General features: G+C 73.3%; 13 protein-coding genes. 4 read left to right on the forward strand and 9 right to left on the reverse strand.

What is annotated here, in order from left to right; genetic code table 11:
• Positions 1 to 8: 8 nt before the first annotated feature.
• From ACQVFL_RS13945 to ACQVFL_RS13955, 3 genes are all read right to left on the reverse strand, one after another.
• Entirely contained in the window at positions 9 to 491 is a 483-nt protein-coding gene (locus ACQVFL_RS13945; RefSeq protein WP_396693572.1) for a Rieske (2Fe-2S) protein, read from the reverse strand.
• Between the two features lie 16 nt (positions 492 to 507).
• A complete protein-coding gene (locus ACQVFL_RS13950) occupies positions 508 to 1,071 on the reverse strand; it encodes a DUF6529 family protein (RefSeq protein WP_396694153.1) in 564 nt (187 codons plus the stop codon).
• A gap of 65 nt (positions 1,072 to 1,136) precedes the next feature.
• On the reverse strand, positions 1,137 to 1,937 hold the full coding sequence (locus tag ACQVFL_RS13955) for a hypothetical protein (protein WP_396693570.1): 801 nt from the start codon (positions 1,935 to 1,937) through the stop codon (positions 1,137 to 1,139).
• Positions 1,938 to 2,198: 261 nt separating this feature from the next.
• Here ACQVFL_RS13955 and ACQVFL_RS13960 point away from each other — a divergent pair, with 261 nt between their 5' ends.
• Entirely contained in the window at positions 2,199 to 3,995 is a 1,797-nt protein-coding gene (locus tag ACQVFL_RS13960; RefSeq protein ID WP_396693568.1) for an ABC transporter ATP-binding protein, read from the forward strand.
• Positions 3,992 to 5,815 carry an ABC transporter ATP-binding protein gene (locus ACQVFL_RS13965; protein WP_431729548.1) on the forward strand — a complete coding sequence of 608 codons (1,824 nt, stop codon included), beginning with the start codon at positions 3,992 to 3,994 and terminating at the stop codon, positions 5,813 to 5,815. The genes ACQVFL_RS13960 and ACQVFL_RS13965 overlap by 4 nt, the downstream gene beginning before the upstream one ends.
• Positions 5,816 to 5,894: 79 nt before the next feature.
• Here ACQVFL_RS13965 and ACQVFL_RS13970 read toward each other — a convergent pair whose 3' ends face one another.
• The gene (locus ACQVFL_RS13970; RefSeq protein WP_431729549.1) at positions 5,895 to 7,361 is read right to left on the reverse strand and encodes an aldehyde dehydrogenase family protein; all 1,467 of its coding nucleotides are present in this window, start codon (positions 7,359 to 7,361) and stop codon (positions 5,895 to 5,897) included.
• 156 nt (positions 7,362 to 7,517) lie between these two features.
• On the opposite strand from ACQVFL_RS13970, the gene ACQVFL_RS13975 reads away from it, so the two are divergent.
• Positions 7,518 to 7,868, forward strand: coding sequence for a VOC family protein (locus tag ACQVFL_RS13975; protein ID WP_350694694.1), 351 nt, complete (start codon positions 7,518 to 7,520; stop codon positions 7,866 to 7,868).
• Positions 7,869 to 7,935: 67 nt separating this feature from the next.
• Here the strand turns inward: ACQVFL_RS13975 and ACQVFL_RS13980 are convergent, their stop codons facing one another.
• Both ACQVFL_RS13980 and ACQVFL_RS13985 read right to left on the reverse strand, forming a co-directional pair.
• A complete protein-coding gene (locus ACQVFL_RS13980) occupies positions 7,936 to 8,745 on the reverse strand; it encodes an SDR family oxidoreductase (RefSeq protein WP_396693554.1) in 810 nt (269 codons plus the stop codon).
• A 66-nt stretch (positions 8,746 to 8,811) separates the two neighbouring features.
• On the reverse strand, positions 8,812 to 9,936 hold the full coding sequence (locus tag ACQVFL_RS13985) for an acyl-CoA dehydrogenase family protein (protein WP_431729550.1): 1,125 nt from the start codon (positions 9,934 to 9,936) through the stop codon (positions 8,812 to 8,814).
• A 134-nt stretch (positions 9,937 to 10,070) separates the two neighbouring features.
• On the opposite strand from ACQVFL_RS13985, the gene ACQVFL_RS13990 reads away from it, so the two are divergent.
• Positions 10,071 to 11,159: a class I SAM-dependent methyltransferase gene (locus ACQVFL_RS13990; RefSeq protein ID WP_396693550.1), complete on the forward strand. Its 1,089-nt coding sequence runs from the start codon at positions 10,071 to 10,073 to the stop codon at positions 11,157 to 11,159.
• A 94-nt stretch (positions 11,160 to 11,253) separates the two neighbouring features.
• On the opposite strand, the gene ACQVFL_RS13995 is transcribed toward ACQVFL_RS13990, so the two are convergent.
• The 3 genes from ACQVFL_RS13995 to ACQVFL_RS14005 are packed head-to-tail and all read right to left on the reverse strand — an operon-like array spanning position 11,254 to position 13,363.
• Positions 11,254 to 11,553, reverse strand: coding sequence for an acyl carrier protein (locus tag ACQVFL_RS13995; RefSeq protein ID WP_131057237.1), 300 nt, complete (start codon positions 11,551 to 11,553; stop codon positions 11,254 to 11,256).
• Positions 11,554 to 11,582: 29 nt separating this feature from the next.
• The gene (locus ACQVFL_RS14000; protein ID WP_396697535.1) at positions 11,583 to 12,254 is read right to left on the reverse strand and encodes an NADPH-dependent FMN reductase; all 672 of its coding nucleotides are present in this window, start codon (positions 12,252 to 12,254) and stop codon (positions 11,583 to 11,585) included.
• Entirely contained in the window at positions 12,251 to 13,363 is a 1,113-nt protein-coding gene (locus ACQVFL_RS14005; RefSeq protein WP_396697537.1) for an LLM class flavin-dependent oxidoreductase, read from the reverse strand. The genes ACQVFL_RS14000 and ACQVFL_RS14005 overlap by 4 nt, the downstream gene beginning before the upstream one ends.
• Between the last annotated feature and the right edge of the window lie 109 nt (positions 13,364 to 13,472).

A 13,472-nucleotide genomic window follows, 5' to 3' on the forward strand; every position in this document is an offset into this window, starting at 1 on the left:
CGTGGCGCCTAGGCGAGCCGGATGGCGTCCCCGTCGACGGAGACGTTCGCGGCGGGCAGCGGGGACCCCGCCGGCCCGCTGCGCACCGAACCGTCGGCGATGTCGAACACGCTGTTGTGGCAGGCGCAGACGATGGTGCCGTTCGTCACCGAGGTCACCGTGCAGCCCTGGTGGGTGCAGGTCGACGAGTACGCCTTGATGGTCCCCGGCGTCGGCTGGGTGATCACCACCCCGGCGTCGGCGTAGATCTGTCCACCCCCGACCGGGATGTCGGCGAGGGTGGCCAGCGCCGGCGGGCCCCCACCGACGTCCGGCGCGCCGGACGCGGACGGGTCGGCGCTGGGGTCGGCGGCGGGCGGCGGAGGTGGCGGGGGAGCCGAGGTCGGCTGGCCGTACGTGGCGCATCCGGTCAGCGCCGCCACGCCCACCGCACCGGTGCCGGCCAGCATGGCCCGTCGCGACCGGCAGCAACCGGCCTGCTCGTGGTTCATCCGAGGTGCCTTTCCGTCAGAGCTGGAAACCGAACGTGGTGAAGTACCAGACCGACGAGGTCAGGAAGACACCGATCAGGGCGACGAACACCACCCCGCCCACCACCGGCAGCACCCACCCGGCGAGACCGCGCTTGGGCAGGGTCAGCATCTTGGTGGCGAACACGCCGAAGAAGAAGCAGCCCAGCAGGGAGTGCATCAGCACCCGGGTGTCGAAGTCGGCGAAGCCGAGCGCGTACAGGCAGTGCACCGCGACCGGGACGGTGAGCAGGAAGGCGATCCGGCCCGACCAGCGGTGTGCGGCACCGGCCCAGGACGGGGAGAACCCGCCGAGCCGACCCCACATGGACAACGCCGAGAGCAGTTGGACGACGGCGAAGAACGCCGCGCCGGTGCCCAGCCACACCTTCACCGTCAGCGGCGACGAGAACCCCGCCACGTTGACCGCGATGCCGGTCGGGGTGTGGGTGCGGCCGTAGACCCCCAACGCCACCGCGACCGCCGCCCCGACCAGCAGCGGGACCACCATCGACGGACGCGGCGTCGGCGCGCTCGGCGGCGGAGTGTCGAAGTCGCGCATCACCTCCATCGACGGCTCCCGGCGGCGGGGCACGGTCCGCGCGCTGCCGTGGCGGTGCTGGGACATCACCGTGCTCCGGGGACGACCGGTGCGGCGGTGACGGTGACTCCGTTGACCTTGGTGGTGAAGAAGGCCGGATCCAGCGGCGGTGCCGGGATCGGCTTGCCGTTCCAGGTCACGATGCCGATCTGGGTACCGTCCGGCAGCATGATCCAGCCACCGTCGATGCCGGCCGCCCGGATCTCCTCGGTGGCCCGGTAGATCGCCGGGGCGGTGCCGGAGCCGGACTTGACCACCGGGCTGTCGTCGGTCTTCTCCTCGGGCCGGGCGGTGAACTTCCACCGACGTACGCCGACGACCATCTCGCCGCTGGCGACGTCGCCCCGGATCACGCCGGTGAGCTTGGCGTCCTTGCCGGTCAGCTCGATCCTGCCGTCGCGGACCGTGCCGGACAGCCAGACCTCCATCTCCCGACCGTCGCAGACGTATGCCTCCGCCTTGCCGTTCTTGACGGTGATCGCGATGGTGGCGCCGTTCTCCAGCTCGCCGATCCAGTTCTGCTCCACCGAGTTGACCTCGGTGCCGGCCGACGACGGATCCCGGTCGGCCGGTGGCGAGGTCACGCCGGGCCGCGCGCCGTCGGGGGCGTCCGGGTCGACCTCCGGGTCGGCGGGATCGTCCACGTCGTCGTCGACGTCGGCCTCGACGCCGTCCTCGATCCCGGTCGGTGCCGGCGCGGCGGCCGGTGGTCCGTTCCCGGCGGCGGGCTGGGTTCCCGGTGGGGAAGCCTGCGCACTCATCGTGAACAGCACGGCGGCCGTCACCGCCCCCGAGAGGAGGGTGAGCAACGGGGTCATGCGCTTCATGGGCCTCTCCCTTCGCCCAGGACGTACGGGTGGCGGCGGTGTAACGGTTCAATCGGTGCGGGAGAACCTTGCCCGGGGTGGTCGAGACGCTGCCCGGGTGGTCCGTTCGGACAGGTGTCGATCACCCTGAGCGGTCGGTCGACCCACCGTCGGCGACATTTGCACGTGGCGAACCTGTCTCACGACATCGATAACGACTATCATTAGCCCGCTCGGGAGGTCCTCAGAGGACCGACGACCGCCGACGAGACGGGGTGGGCGATGGCCGCCGGTACCGACACGGACGCCGGTGGTGGCGGCCGGGAACTGCTCCGATCACTGGTCCGGGCGCAACGGGGCCGACTCGCCTCGGCCGTGCTGCTCGCCGTCGCGGCGGTGGCCTGTCAGCTCGTGCCCTATCTGATGGCCTACCGGGTCGCGGTCGAGCTGGTCACCGAGGCGGAACCCGACGGCGGCCCGCTGATCCGGTACGCCGTCGTCGCGCTGGTCGCCATCGCGGCCGGCACCGCGCTGATGGGCGGGGCCCTGGCGATCAGCCACGTCTGCGCGTACTGGCTGCTGCACCGGTTGCGCCAGCGCATCGCCGAACGCGTCTCGGTGCTGCCGCTGGGCGAGGTGACCCGACGCGGCAGCGGCGGGGTCGGCAAGCTCGCCATGGAGGACGTCGAACGCATCGAGGTCTTCGTCGCGCACATGCTGCCCGACGCGGTCGCCGCGTTGACCGTGGTCGCGGCCACCACCGTCTGGCTCCTCGTCATCGACTGGCGGCTGGCGCTGGCGTCGGTGGCGGTCGTCCCGCTGGCCATGCTGGCGATGCGGCACGCCACCAGGGGCTCCGGCGCGTGGGTGGCGCAGTGGCACGGCGCCGGGATGGCCATGAACCAGGCGGTCACCGAGTTCCTGCACGGCATCAAGGCCGTCAAGGTGTTCAACCGGCAGACCGACACCGTGGCCCGGGCCACCGACGCGGTCCGCCGCTACGTCGACTCGGAGACCCGCTGGGGGATGGCCTTCCTGCCCGGCGGCGCCGCGTACTTCACGATCATGGCGGCGAACGTGGCGATCGTCGTACCGGTGGGCCTCTGGCTCTACCGCGACGGTGCGGTCGACGTGCCCACGCTGCTGCTGTTCCTGCTGCTCGCTCTCGGCTACACCGCGCCGCTGACCAAACTCACCGGCTACAGCTCCCAGTTGCGTCAGGTGCGGTTCGGCGCCGACGAGATCGCCGCCCTGCTGAACAGCCCGGCGCTGCCGGACACCGGCCGCCGGGTGCCGTTGGGTCCGGTCTCGGTCGAGCTGGCGGACGTCTCGTTCGGCTACACCCCCGACCGGCGCGCCCTCGACGGGGTGAGCATCCACGCCGAGGCGGGCCGGGTCACCGCCGTGGTCGGCCCCAGCGGCTCGGGCAAGAGCACCGTCGCCCGGCTGGTCTCCCGGTTCTTCGACGTGGACGCCGGCAGCGTCCGGGTCGGCGGTGTCGACGTCCGGGAGATGGCCGTCGACCAGCTCATGGACACCGTCGCGGTGGTGTTCCAGGACCCGTTCCTGTTCCACGACACGGTCCGGGCCAACCTGACCCTGGGCCGCCCCGACCTGGACGACGAGACCGTGCACCGGGCCGCTCGGGCGGCGCGCTGCCACGACTTCATCCTCTCCCTGCCGCAGGGCTACGACACGGTGGTCGGCGAGCGCGGCGCCACCCTCTCCGGCGGCGAGCGGCAACGCATCTCGATCGCCCGCGCCCTGCTCAAGGACGCACCGGTGGTGGTGCTGGACGAGGCGACCGCCTCCACCGACCCGGAGAACGAGATCGCCATCCAGCAGGCGGTGGCGAACCTGGCCAGCGGGCGCACCCTGCTGGTCATCGCGCACCGGCTCAGCACCATCCGCGACGCCGACCGGATCGTGGTGCTGACCGACGGCCGGGTGGCCGAGACGGGCCGCCACGACGACCTGGTGGCCGCCGACGGCACGTACGCGCGGCTCTGGGCCGACGCCACCACCAGCGCCCAGTGGAGTCTCGGCGCCAGCGACGAGCGGAGCGGAGCGCGCGGATGAGCACCCTGACCTCACCTGCCGCCGGGCGGCAGGAGTCCCCGCCGGTCGGCACGGTGGCCGGACGCACCGTGGCCCTGATCCGCCGGCTGTGGGAGCTGTCCGATCCCCGGCTGCGTCGTCAGCAACTGTGGGGGATCGCCGCCCGGATGGCGGCGGCGGTCTGCATCGCGGTGCCGATCTGGCTGCTCGTCGTGGTCCTGCAACGACTGCGCGAGGCCAACCTCGGCGGACCGCCGATCAGCCAACGCGAGGTGCTCCTGTGGAGCGCCGCCGTGGTGGCGGCGACCGTCGGCCAGTTCGGCTTCGACCTGCTCGCCCAGCGGCAGAGCTGGGTGGCCTCCTTCGAACTCCTCGGCGAGCTGCGCCTGCGGGCGTTGGAACACCTGCGCCGGCTGCCGCTCGGCTACCACACCAAGCGGCAGACCGGTGACCTCACCGCGCTGGTCACACACCACCTCAGCGAGTTGGAGCCGGTGGTCTTCGGTGCCGTACCCACCATCATCGGCGCGGCCCTGCTGCCGCTGGTGATCGCGGTGGGCCTGCTGGTCGAGGACTGGCGGATGGGCCTGGCCGCGCTGGCCACCATCCCGCTGGCGATGCTGGTCTACACCTGGTCGCAGCGGACGTTCGCCCGGCTCGCGGCGGACCGCGCCCAGGCCAGCGGCCAGGCCGCGGCCCGTTTCCAGGAGTACGTCTCGGGCATCGCGGTGGCCCGCGCGCACGGCGCCACCGGTGAGCGCGCCGGCCGCCTCGCGCAGGCGCTGGTGCGGCACCGGGAGGCGAGCATCGGGCTGGTCAACAAGCTGGTCGTCCCGCTGGTGCTGTTCCTGACCGTGATCGAGCTGGGGCTGCCGGTGGTGCTCCTGGCCGGGGCCTTCCTGCTGATCGGCGGCGAGCTGGCACCGGCCACCTTCCTGGTGTTCGCGGTGTTGTCGCTGCGCATCCACGGGCCACTGCGGGCGATGGGTGAGCAGACCGAGAGCCTGCGGGTCGGCGAGGCGGCCGTGGACCGGCTGGGCGCGCTGCTGGCCGAACCGGTGCCGGCGGAGGTCCGGGCCGGACCGGCGCCGCAGGGCCACGACGTCGAGTTCGACCGCGTCTCCTACACCTATCCGGGGGCGGCCCGCCCGGCGCTGCGGTCGGTCAGCTTCGAGGCGACCGCCGGTACGGTGACCGCGCTGGTCGGCAGCAGCGGCGCGGGCAAGACCACCTGCCTGCACCTGCTGGCCCAGTTCTTCGCGCCGGACTCCGGGGCGATCCGGATCGGCGGGGTGGACATCCGCGAGCTGGACAGCCGGACCCTCTTCGACGCGGTGACCGTGGTCTTCCAGGACAGCTACCTGTTCAGCGAGTCGGTGCGGGACAACATCCGCTTCGGCCGACCGGAGGCCGACGACGACGAGGTGGACCGCGCGGCGGCGCAGGCCCGGGTGGACGAGATCGTGGCCCGGCTGCCGCAGGGCGCGGACACCCTGGTCGGCGAGGGCGGGGCCACGCTCTCCGGTGGTGAGCGGCAGCGGTTGTCGCTGGCCCGCGCCATCGTCAAGGACGCGCCGATCGTGCTGCTCGACGAACCGACCGCCGCGATGGACGCCACCAACGAGCGCCACGTCCAGCAGGCCCTGTCCGGCCTGATCCGGGACCGTACGGTGCTGGTCGTCGCGCACCGGCTCGGCACGGTCCGGCATGCCGACCGGATCGTGGTCCTCGACGCCGGTGAGGTCGTCGAGGTGGGACGGCACGACGAACTGCTGGCCCGCGACGGGCGGTACGCGCGGATGTGGGCCGAGCAGGAGGCGACCCGCTCCTGGCGGCTGTAGCCGCCTGGCGGGCGGCCGACCGTCGCCCACCAGGCGGGTTGACGGTCTCCGGGTGGTCCCGGCCGGAGCCGGGACCGCCTCAGGCGGCGATCCAGACGTTCTTCGGCCGCAGGAACTCCCGGACGCCGGCCTCGCCGCCGATCCGCCCCCAGCCGCTCTGCCGTACCCCGCCGAACGGGGCCGACGGCAACACCCCGGGCACTCCGTTGACCCAGACGCTGCCCGCCGCCACCGCACGGCTCACCCGGTGCGCCGTGCGCAGGTCGGTGGTGTGCAGGTACGCCCCGAGGCCGTAGCGGGTGCCGTTGGCCAGCCGGACCGCCTCCTCCTCGGTGTCGAAGGAGGTGAACGCCAGCACCGGCCCGAAGATCTCCTCCTGCGCCAGCTCGCTGTCCGGGTCGACCTCCCCGAACACCGTCGGCGCGATGAAGTACCCGTCGCCCAGGTCGCCGCCGAGCCGTTCGCCGCCGGTCACCAGCCGTCCCTGGCCCTTGGCCCGGGCCCGCTCCACCACCCCCAGGATCCGGTGGCACGCCTGCTCGCTGACGACCGGACCCATCATGGTGCGCTCCTGCGCGGGATCACCGAGCGGCACCCGGGCCAGCCGGGCGGCGACGGTCCGCAGCACCTCGTCGTAGACGGCGGAGTGCACCAGCACCCGGGTGCCGTTGGCGCAGCCCTGGCCGCTGAGCGCGACGACGCCGCTCATCGCCAGCCGGGCCGCCATCCGGACGTCGGCGTCGGCGAAGATGACGTGGGCCGACTTGCCGCCCAACTCCAGGCCGACCGGCAGGAGCCGTTCGGCGGCGGTGGCGAGGATCCGCCGGGCGGTGGTCCCGCCGCCGGTGAAGTGCACCTTGTCCACGCCCGGGTGCCGGACCAGCGCCTCGCCGCCGGCCGCGCCGCCGGGCACCACGTTGACCACGCCGGGCGGGAAGCCCGCCTCCAGGGCCAGCTCACCGATGCGCAGCGCGGTGAACGGCGCCAGTTCGGAGGGTTTGAGCACGATGGTGTTGCCGGCCGCGAGCGCCGGGCCGAGCATCTGCGCGACCGACACCAGCGGGCCGTTCCAGGGGATGATCAGGGCCACCACCCCGTACGGTTCGTCCAGGGTGTAGTCGACGGCCCGCACCGGCCACGTCGGGACGACCTCGCCGCCGACCTTGTCCGCCCAGCCGGCGTTGTACCGCAGGTGGTCCACGGCGACCCGGGGCATCACCGAGGCGAACTGCCGGGGGCAGCCGTTCTCCAGCGTCTGCAACGCGCCCAGCTCGGTGGCGTGCCGCTCGACCAGGTCGGCCAGAGCGAGCAGCAGGTCCCGGCGTACGTTGCCGGGAGTGGCCCGCCAGCCGTCGAGGGCCTCGCCCGCGGCACGGACCGCCGCGTCCATCTCGGCGGCGCCGCCCAGCGGCACGGCGGCGGTGACGCGTCCGTCGGCGGCGTACACGTGCTCGTGCACGCCGCCGGTGGTGGTGGCCGTACGGGTGGCGCCGATCAGGGCGGCGGTGTCCGGGATCAGTTCGGTCGGAGCGGCGGTGACGGGCACGTGGTGACACCTCTTCCGGCTCGGCGCGCCATCCGATGGCGACGGTCAGCGGAGTATGTTGGGTCGAATCCTAGTGTAGTTTGTTGCGTTAGATAGCCCCCCGCCCGGACGGTCGGCCGGGGAGGCGCACGGATCGTTGGACCGAGGAGGCCGGTCGTGTCAGGAGAGCTGTCGTACTTCGAGTTCGGGGTGCCGGACGTCGCGGTGGCCAGCAGCTTCTACGCCGAGTTGTTCGGCTGGAAGGTGCAGGCGCAGGAACACGGTGGGTCGATCGACACCGGGGAGGCGGCGGTGCCGGGCGGCTTCCACCGCGACCCCGGGCCGCCGCAGCACTACCTCTACTTCCGGGTGGACGACATCGACGCCGCCATCAAGCGGGTGCAGGAACTCGGCGGCGAGGTCGAGCCGATGCGTCCGGCCACCGAGGAGTGGGGGGCGTTCGCGGAGTGCCGGGACAACCAGGGACTCGCCTTCGGCCTGCACGTACCGCCCAAGCCGAAGAACTGAGCGCGGCGCGGGGGCCGGGTGTCCGATCCGACACCCGGCCCCCGCGCGGTCGGGGCGGGCCGCCCCGTCACTGCTCGTCGGTGAGGAACCGGCCCGGCACGTATCCGGTCCGGGCGGTGGAGAGCCCGCCGTCGACCGTGACCACCGTGCCGGTCACGTACGACCCGGCGCGGCTGCACAGGTAGATGGCGGTGCCGACGATGTCGTCCGGCCTCCCGATGCGCTGCAACGGCGTCACCGCGGCGATCTCCTCACCCATCGCCTCCAGCACGCCGGCCATCATCCGGGACGGGAAGCTGCCCGGCGCGATCACGTTCGCGGTCACCGTGGGCGCGAAGTCGTGCGCCAGCATCCGGGTGACGTGGTGGATCGCCGCCTTGGCCGCGGCGGCCGAGTAGGTCGGCATCTCCGGCACCCGCTGGGCGTCCGCGCTGCCGATGTTGACGATGCGCGCCGGGTCCTCGGCGGTGCCCGCCGCCCGCAGCAGCCCGGCCAGTTCCCGTACCAGGAACAACGGCGCCTTCAGACCCAGGTCGAGCACGCTGTCCCAGGCGGTGGCGGGGAACTGCTCCACCGGCGCGGTCCAGGCGGTGCCCGCGTTGTTCACCAGGATGTGCAGCGCGGACTCCCGCTCGCCGATCTCCCGGGCCAACCGGACGCACTCGGACTCGTCGGAGAGGTCGGCGGGGATCGCCACGCACGTCCCGCCACCGGCCGAGAGTTCCTGGGCCACGTCCTCGCAGTCGGACTTCGTCCGCGCGGTCAGGTAGACCCGTGCACCGGCGGCGACGAAACCCTCCGCGATCATCCGGCCGATGCCCTGCGTGCCGCCGGTGACCAGTGCCGTCTTACCGGCGACCGAGAACAACTCACTCATTGGAACCTCCACAGACGATGTGCTCTCAGCGGCGCCGGTCCACGGCCGGCCCCGCGACGACTCGGGTCAGCGCGGCCCGGCGGACGTCTCCTCGTCCACCGCGAGCGCGCCCAACGTGGCGTACGAGTCGCGGCCCGCCACGAAGTGCTGGGTGGCGGTCCGCATGTCCCGCATCCGCCGTTGCAGCGGCGAGGTGTCGTACACCCCGGTGCCGCCGGACAGCGTGTAGGCGGCGTCGACGACCTGTGCGCAGAGGCCGGTCACCTGGGCCGCCGCCGCGCGCAGCCGGGCCCGGCCACCCGGCGACGCGGAGTCGGGTGCCGTGGTGGCCTCGGTCGCCTCCGCGTACAGCAGCGCCCGGGCCGCCCGGTGCATGGTCTGCGTCTCGCCCAGCCGGTCGAGGAAGACCGGTGAGTCGGCGAGCCGCCGCGCGCTCAGCGCCGGGCGCTTGCCGTCGGCGGCCAGGCGCACCAGGTCGGTCAGCGCGCCGTCGGCCAGACCGACCGCCACCGCGCCGATGATCAGGCTGGACTGTGCGATGCGGTGCGCGGCCTCCTCGTCCTGCGGGGAGACCGCGAGATGCTCCGGCACCCGCGCGTCGTCGACCGTCACGTCGTGGCTGGCGGTGCCGCGCAGCCCCAACACCTGCCAGGTGTCGAGGACGCGCACGTCGCGGGCCGGGACGAACAGGACGCGGGTGGCCGGCGCGCCGTCCGGGCCGACCGGCACGCTGCGACCGGAGACCAGCACGCAGTTCAGATAGAACCAGGCGGCCCGGGGGCACCCGGTGACGAAGGGCCAGCGGCCGGTCACCCGCCACCCGTCGTCGCCGGTACGGGCCCGGCCCTTGGGCGCCACCGCACCGGCGACCAGGGTGTCCGCGCCGTCGGCGAAGATCTCGTCCCGCGCGGCGGCCGGACCGCACCGCACGATCAGGTGCGACAGGGCCACCTGACCCACCGTCCACGAGGTGGCCGCGTCGGCGCGGGCGAGTTCCTCCAGCACGGCGAGCACGTCGGGCATGTCGAGCTGGTCGCCGCCGTGACTGGCGGGGGCGAACATCCGGAAGCAGCCGGCCGCGCGGAGGTCGTCCACGAGGTCGTCGGGGAGGCCGCGCCGCTGCTCGATCTCCTCGGCGTGCTTCGCCACTCGGGACGCCAGCTCGCGTACCCGGGACAGCGTTGGGTTCACGTCGGCCCCCTCCTGTGTTCGGTGTGTCGTGTTCGGACGCTATCTCCCGCCGCCGGGTGCTGTCCATGGTGCGCCCGCGTGGATAGAGTGTGTCGAGAAAACAACACACACATGTGTCGCCGGAGGGGATACCGATGACGACTCCCGTCGACCCGCAGGCTCGGGTCTTCGCGGTCCGGATGTGGACCTCGCTGCTGGCCACCCAGGAACTGCTCGCCACGTATCTCGGTGTCCGCCTCGGGCTCTACGACGACCTCGCGGCCAAGGGGCCCGGCACGGTGGGGGAGATCGCCGCGCGGGCCGGGGTCGACCCGCGGTACGCCCGCGAGTGGCTGGAACAGCAGGCGGTGGCCGGTGTCCTGACCGTGGACGACGCGTCGGCCCCGGCCGACGAGCGGGTGTTCACGCTGCCCGCCGCGCACGCCGAGGTGCTGACCGTGTCGGACAGTCCGCTGTCCATGTCGGCGTTGGCCGTCCTGCCGCTGGGCGGGGTGGCGGCGGCGCTGCCGGCGCTGCTTCAGGCGTACCGCACCGGTGACGGGGTGGCCGACGCGGTCTACGGCGTGGACTGGCGGGAGGGGCACGCCGGGGCGAACCGGGCGATGTTCACTCACCAGATGGCCGGCTGGCTGCGCCGACACGCCCCGGACATCCACACCCGACTGGTCGGCACCCCGGCCCGGGTCGCGGACGTGGCCTGTGGCGCGGGCTGGGCCGGCATCGGGTTGGCCCGGGCCTTCCCCCGGATCACCGTCGACGGGTACGACATCGACCCTGAGGTGATCGCGGACGCCACCGGGCACGCCGCGGACGCCGGGCTGGGCGACCGGGTCTCCTTCGCCGCCCGGGACGCCGCCGATCCCGACCTGGCCGGCACGTACGACCTGGTCTGCCTCTTCGACGCGCTGCACGAGATCGCGCGCCCGGTGGAGGTGCTGCGGGCCTGTCGGCGGCTGTGTGCCGACGGCGGGAGCGTCCTGGTGCTCGACGCCCGGGTGGCGGAGCGGTTCGCGGCACCGGCCGACGAGATCGAACGCTTCCAGTACGCCACCAGCGTGCTGCACTGCCTGCCGGCGTGCCGCAGTCAGCAGCCGTCCGCCGGCACCGGCACGGTGCTGCGTCCGGACGCCGTCCGGGACCTCGCCACCGAGGCCGGATTCGTGGCGGTCACCCAGTTGCCCATCGACGATCGCTTCCACCGGCTGTACCGGCTGATCGGCTGAGGAGGACGCCCGTCGGCGTCGCGCCCGGCGGGCCGAGAGACGCGACGGCCGGTCACCCCTCCGCGGGGTGACCGGCCGTCGCGTCGTCCGGGGATCAGGCCCCGGCGTCACGTTCCGCGATACGGCGCAGCACGTGCTCCTGCACCGCGCCGAGCGAGGTGATCGACCGGGCGGTCTTCTCGTCGATCGGTTCCAGGTCGAACTCGTCCTCCAACGCGAAGGCGAGTTCCATCAGGGCCAGCGAGTGGAAGCCGAGGTCCTGGACCAGGGCCGTCTCCTCCCCACGCAGGCCGTCGGGGTTGGGCGCCAGGTCGAGCACGATGGCCTGGACCTGAGCGCGGATCTGCTCGTCGGACTGCTTCGGCCCCACGACCGTCGGGGTCTGCTCACTCATGGTCGCTACTTCCTTCCGGATCGCCCGGCTCACCGGAGCTGTGCGGGTTGATGGACGGGAACGGGTTCCGCGGGTCGGTGCGGTCCCACAGACGGGGTCTGGTAACTGCGCAGCACGGCGGCGAGCACCGGCACCGCGGCCGTGGTCCATCCGGCGACCGCCGCGTCGAGGTCGCCGAACTCCTCCTCGAGCACCGCCAGGCCGCGGACCGGCACCACGGCGCCCAGCTCCACCAGCAGTGGCCGTAGTTGGGCGTCGGCGACGTACCGGTGCTGCGCCCAGCCGGCGGTCGTCACCGGCACGGCGACCGTGCCCGGACGCAGGCCCTCGCGGGGGAGCATGTCGAGGAAGAGCTTCAGCAGGCCGGTGTAGGAGCCCTTGAAGGTCGGGCTCACCACCACCAGCAGACCGGGTCCGCGGACCCGGGCGACCACCCGCTCCAGGGGCGCGTGGGCGGCGGTGCCGGCGATCAGCCGGGACGGCAGGTCCGCGCCGAGCTCGGCCAGGTCGACCAGGTGCGGCTCGCCGAGGTCCACGCCGAGTTCGGCCAGACCGGTACGCAGCGCGCCGGTCACGTGCCGGGCCACGGTGGAGGTACGCGAGCCCCGGCGCGGATTGCCGATCAGGACGGTGGCCGGTACGGCTCGGGGATCTGTCGGAGGGGTCGTCCGCTCGGGCGCGTGCTGCCGCAGGTCGGTCACCGGTCTCCTTCCGGTTCGGCCAGCAGCCCCCGCCGGCGGAGCAGCGGCAGCACACCCTCACCGAAGGTGTACGCCTCCTCCAGGTGCGGCTGGCCGGAGAGGATCAGATGGTCGAGGCCGAGCGCGTGGTACTCCTCGATCCGGTCGGCCACCTCGACGTGGCTGCCGACCAGGGCGGCACCCGCGCCCGGTCGGACCAGCCCGTACCCGGCCCACACGTTCGGGTAGACCTCCAGGCTCTCGGTCCGGCCCCGGTGCAGGGCGGCCATCCGGCGTTGCCCCTCGGACTCGGTGCGCGCGAAGCGCCGCTGGGCGGCGGCGATGGTGTCCGGGTGCATCCCGGCCACCAGCCGGTGCGCGACGTCCCACGCCTCCTCGGCGGTGTCCCGGCTGATCACGTGGAACCGGGATCCGTAGGACAGCTCGCGGCCCTGCGCGTCGGCCCGGTCCCGGACCTTCTTGACCAGGGCGGCCAGTTGCTCGGGTGGCTCGCCCCAGGCCAGGTAGACGTCGGCGTGCCGGGCGGCCACGTCGTGCGCGGCGGCCGAGGAGCCGCCGAGGAAGACCGGCGGGGTGAGCGGGTGTGCCCGGGTCAGCCGACCGGCCCGGACCCGGTAGTGGGTGCCCTCGAAGTCGTACGTGCCGCCGGACCAGGCGCGGCCGAACACGTCGAGGAACTCCTCGGCCCGCGCGTAGCGCTGGTCGTGGTCGAGCCAGTCGCCGTAGCGCAACTGCTCGTCGCGGTCGCCGCCGGTGACCACGTTGAGCAGCAACCGGCCGCCGGAGAGGCGTTGCAGGGTGGCGGCCATCTGCGCGGCGATCGTCGGGGCCACCGACCCGGGGCGTACCGCGACCATGAAGTGCAGCCGGCGGGTCCGGTCCGCCAGGGCGGCCGACACCAGCCAGGGGTCCTCGCAGAACAGCCCGGTCGGCACCAGGGCGCCGGTGAAACCGAACCGGTCGGCGGCCATCGCCACCTGCGCCAGGTAGTCGATGTCCGGCGCGCGCCGGACGTTGTCCGCCGGGTCGACGGGGGCGCCCTGCGGGGTCTTCGCCACCTCACGGCCGTCACCGTGGGACGGGAGGAACCAGTGCAGGTGAAGTGGCATGTGGACCTTCCTGTCACAGCAGTGGTCGTGTGAGCGGTCGCGTCCGGCGGGTACAGGCACCCCCGCTCCCTGCGCGCTACCAGGTAGGGCTGGTCGAAGCCTCTCAGCA

Source organism: Verrucosispora sp. TAA-831 (genome assembly GCF_050780145.1).
Classification (GTDB): domain Bacteria; phylum Actinomycetota; class Actinomycetes; order Mycobacteriales; family Micromonosporaceae; genus Micromonospora.

Bases quoted from the DNA above. Each gene is read 5' to 3' on its own strand.
- ACQVFL_RS13945 (WP_396693572.1), bottom strand. From the start codon at position 491: ATGAACCACGAGCAGGCCGGTTGCTGCCGGTCGCGACGGGCCATGCTG.
- ACQVFL_RS13950 (WP_396694153.1), bottom strand. From the start codon at position 1,071: ATGCGCGACTTCGACACTCCGCCGCCGAGCGCGCCGACGCCGCGTCCG.
- ACQVFL_RS13955 (WP_396693570.1), bottom strand. From the start codon at position 1,937: ATGAAGCGCATGACCCCGTTGCTCACCCTCCTCTCGGGGGCGGTGACG.
- ACQVFL_RS13960 (WP_396693568.1), top strand. From the start codon at position 2,199: ATGGCCGCCGGTACCGACACGGACGCCGGTGGTGGCGGCCGGGAACTG.
- ACQVFL_RS13965 (WP_431729548.1), top strand. From the start codon at position 3,992: ATGAGCACCCTGACCTCACCTGCCGCCGGGCGGCAGGAGTCCCCGCCG.
- ACQVFL_RS13980 (WP_396693554.1), bottom strand. From the start codon at position 8,745: ATGAGTGAGTTGTTCTCGGTCGCCGGTAAGACGGCACTGGTCACCGGC.
- ACQVFL_RS13990 (WP_396693550.1), top strand. From the start codon at position 10,071: ATGACGACTCCCGTCGACCCGCAGGCTCGGGTCTTCGCGGTCCGGATG.
- ACQVFL_RS13995 (WP_131057237.1), bottom strand. From the start codon at position 11,553: ATGAGTGAGCAGACCCCGACGGTCGTGGGGCCGAAGCAGTCCGACGAG.
- ACQVFL_RS14005 (WP_396697537.1), bottom strand. From the start codon at position 13,363: ATGCCACTTCACCTGCACTGGTTCCTCCCGTCCCACGGTGACGGCCGT.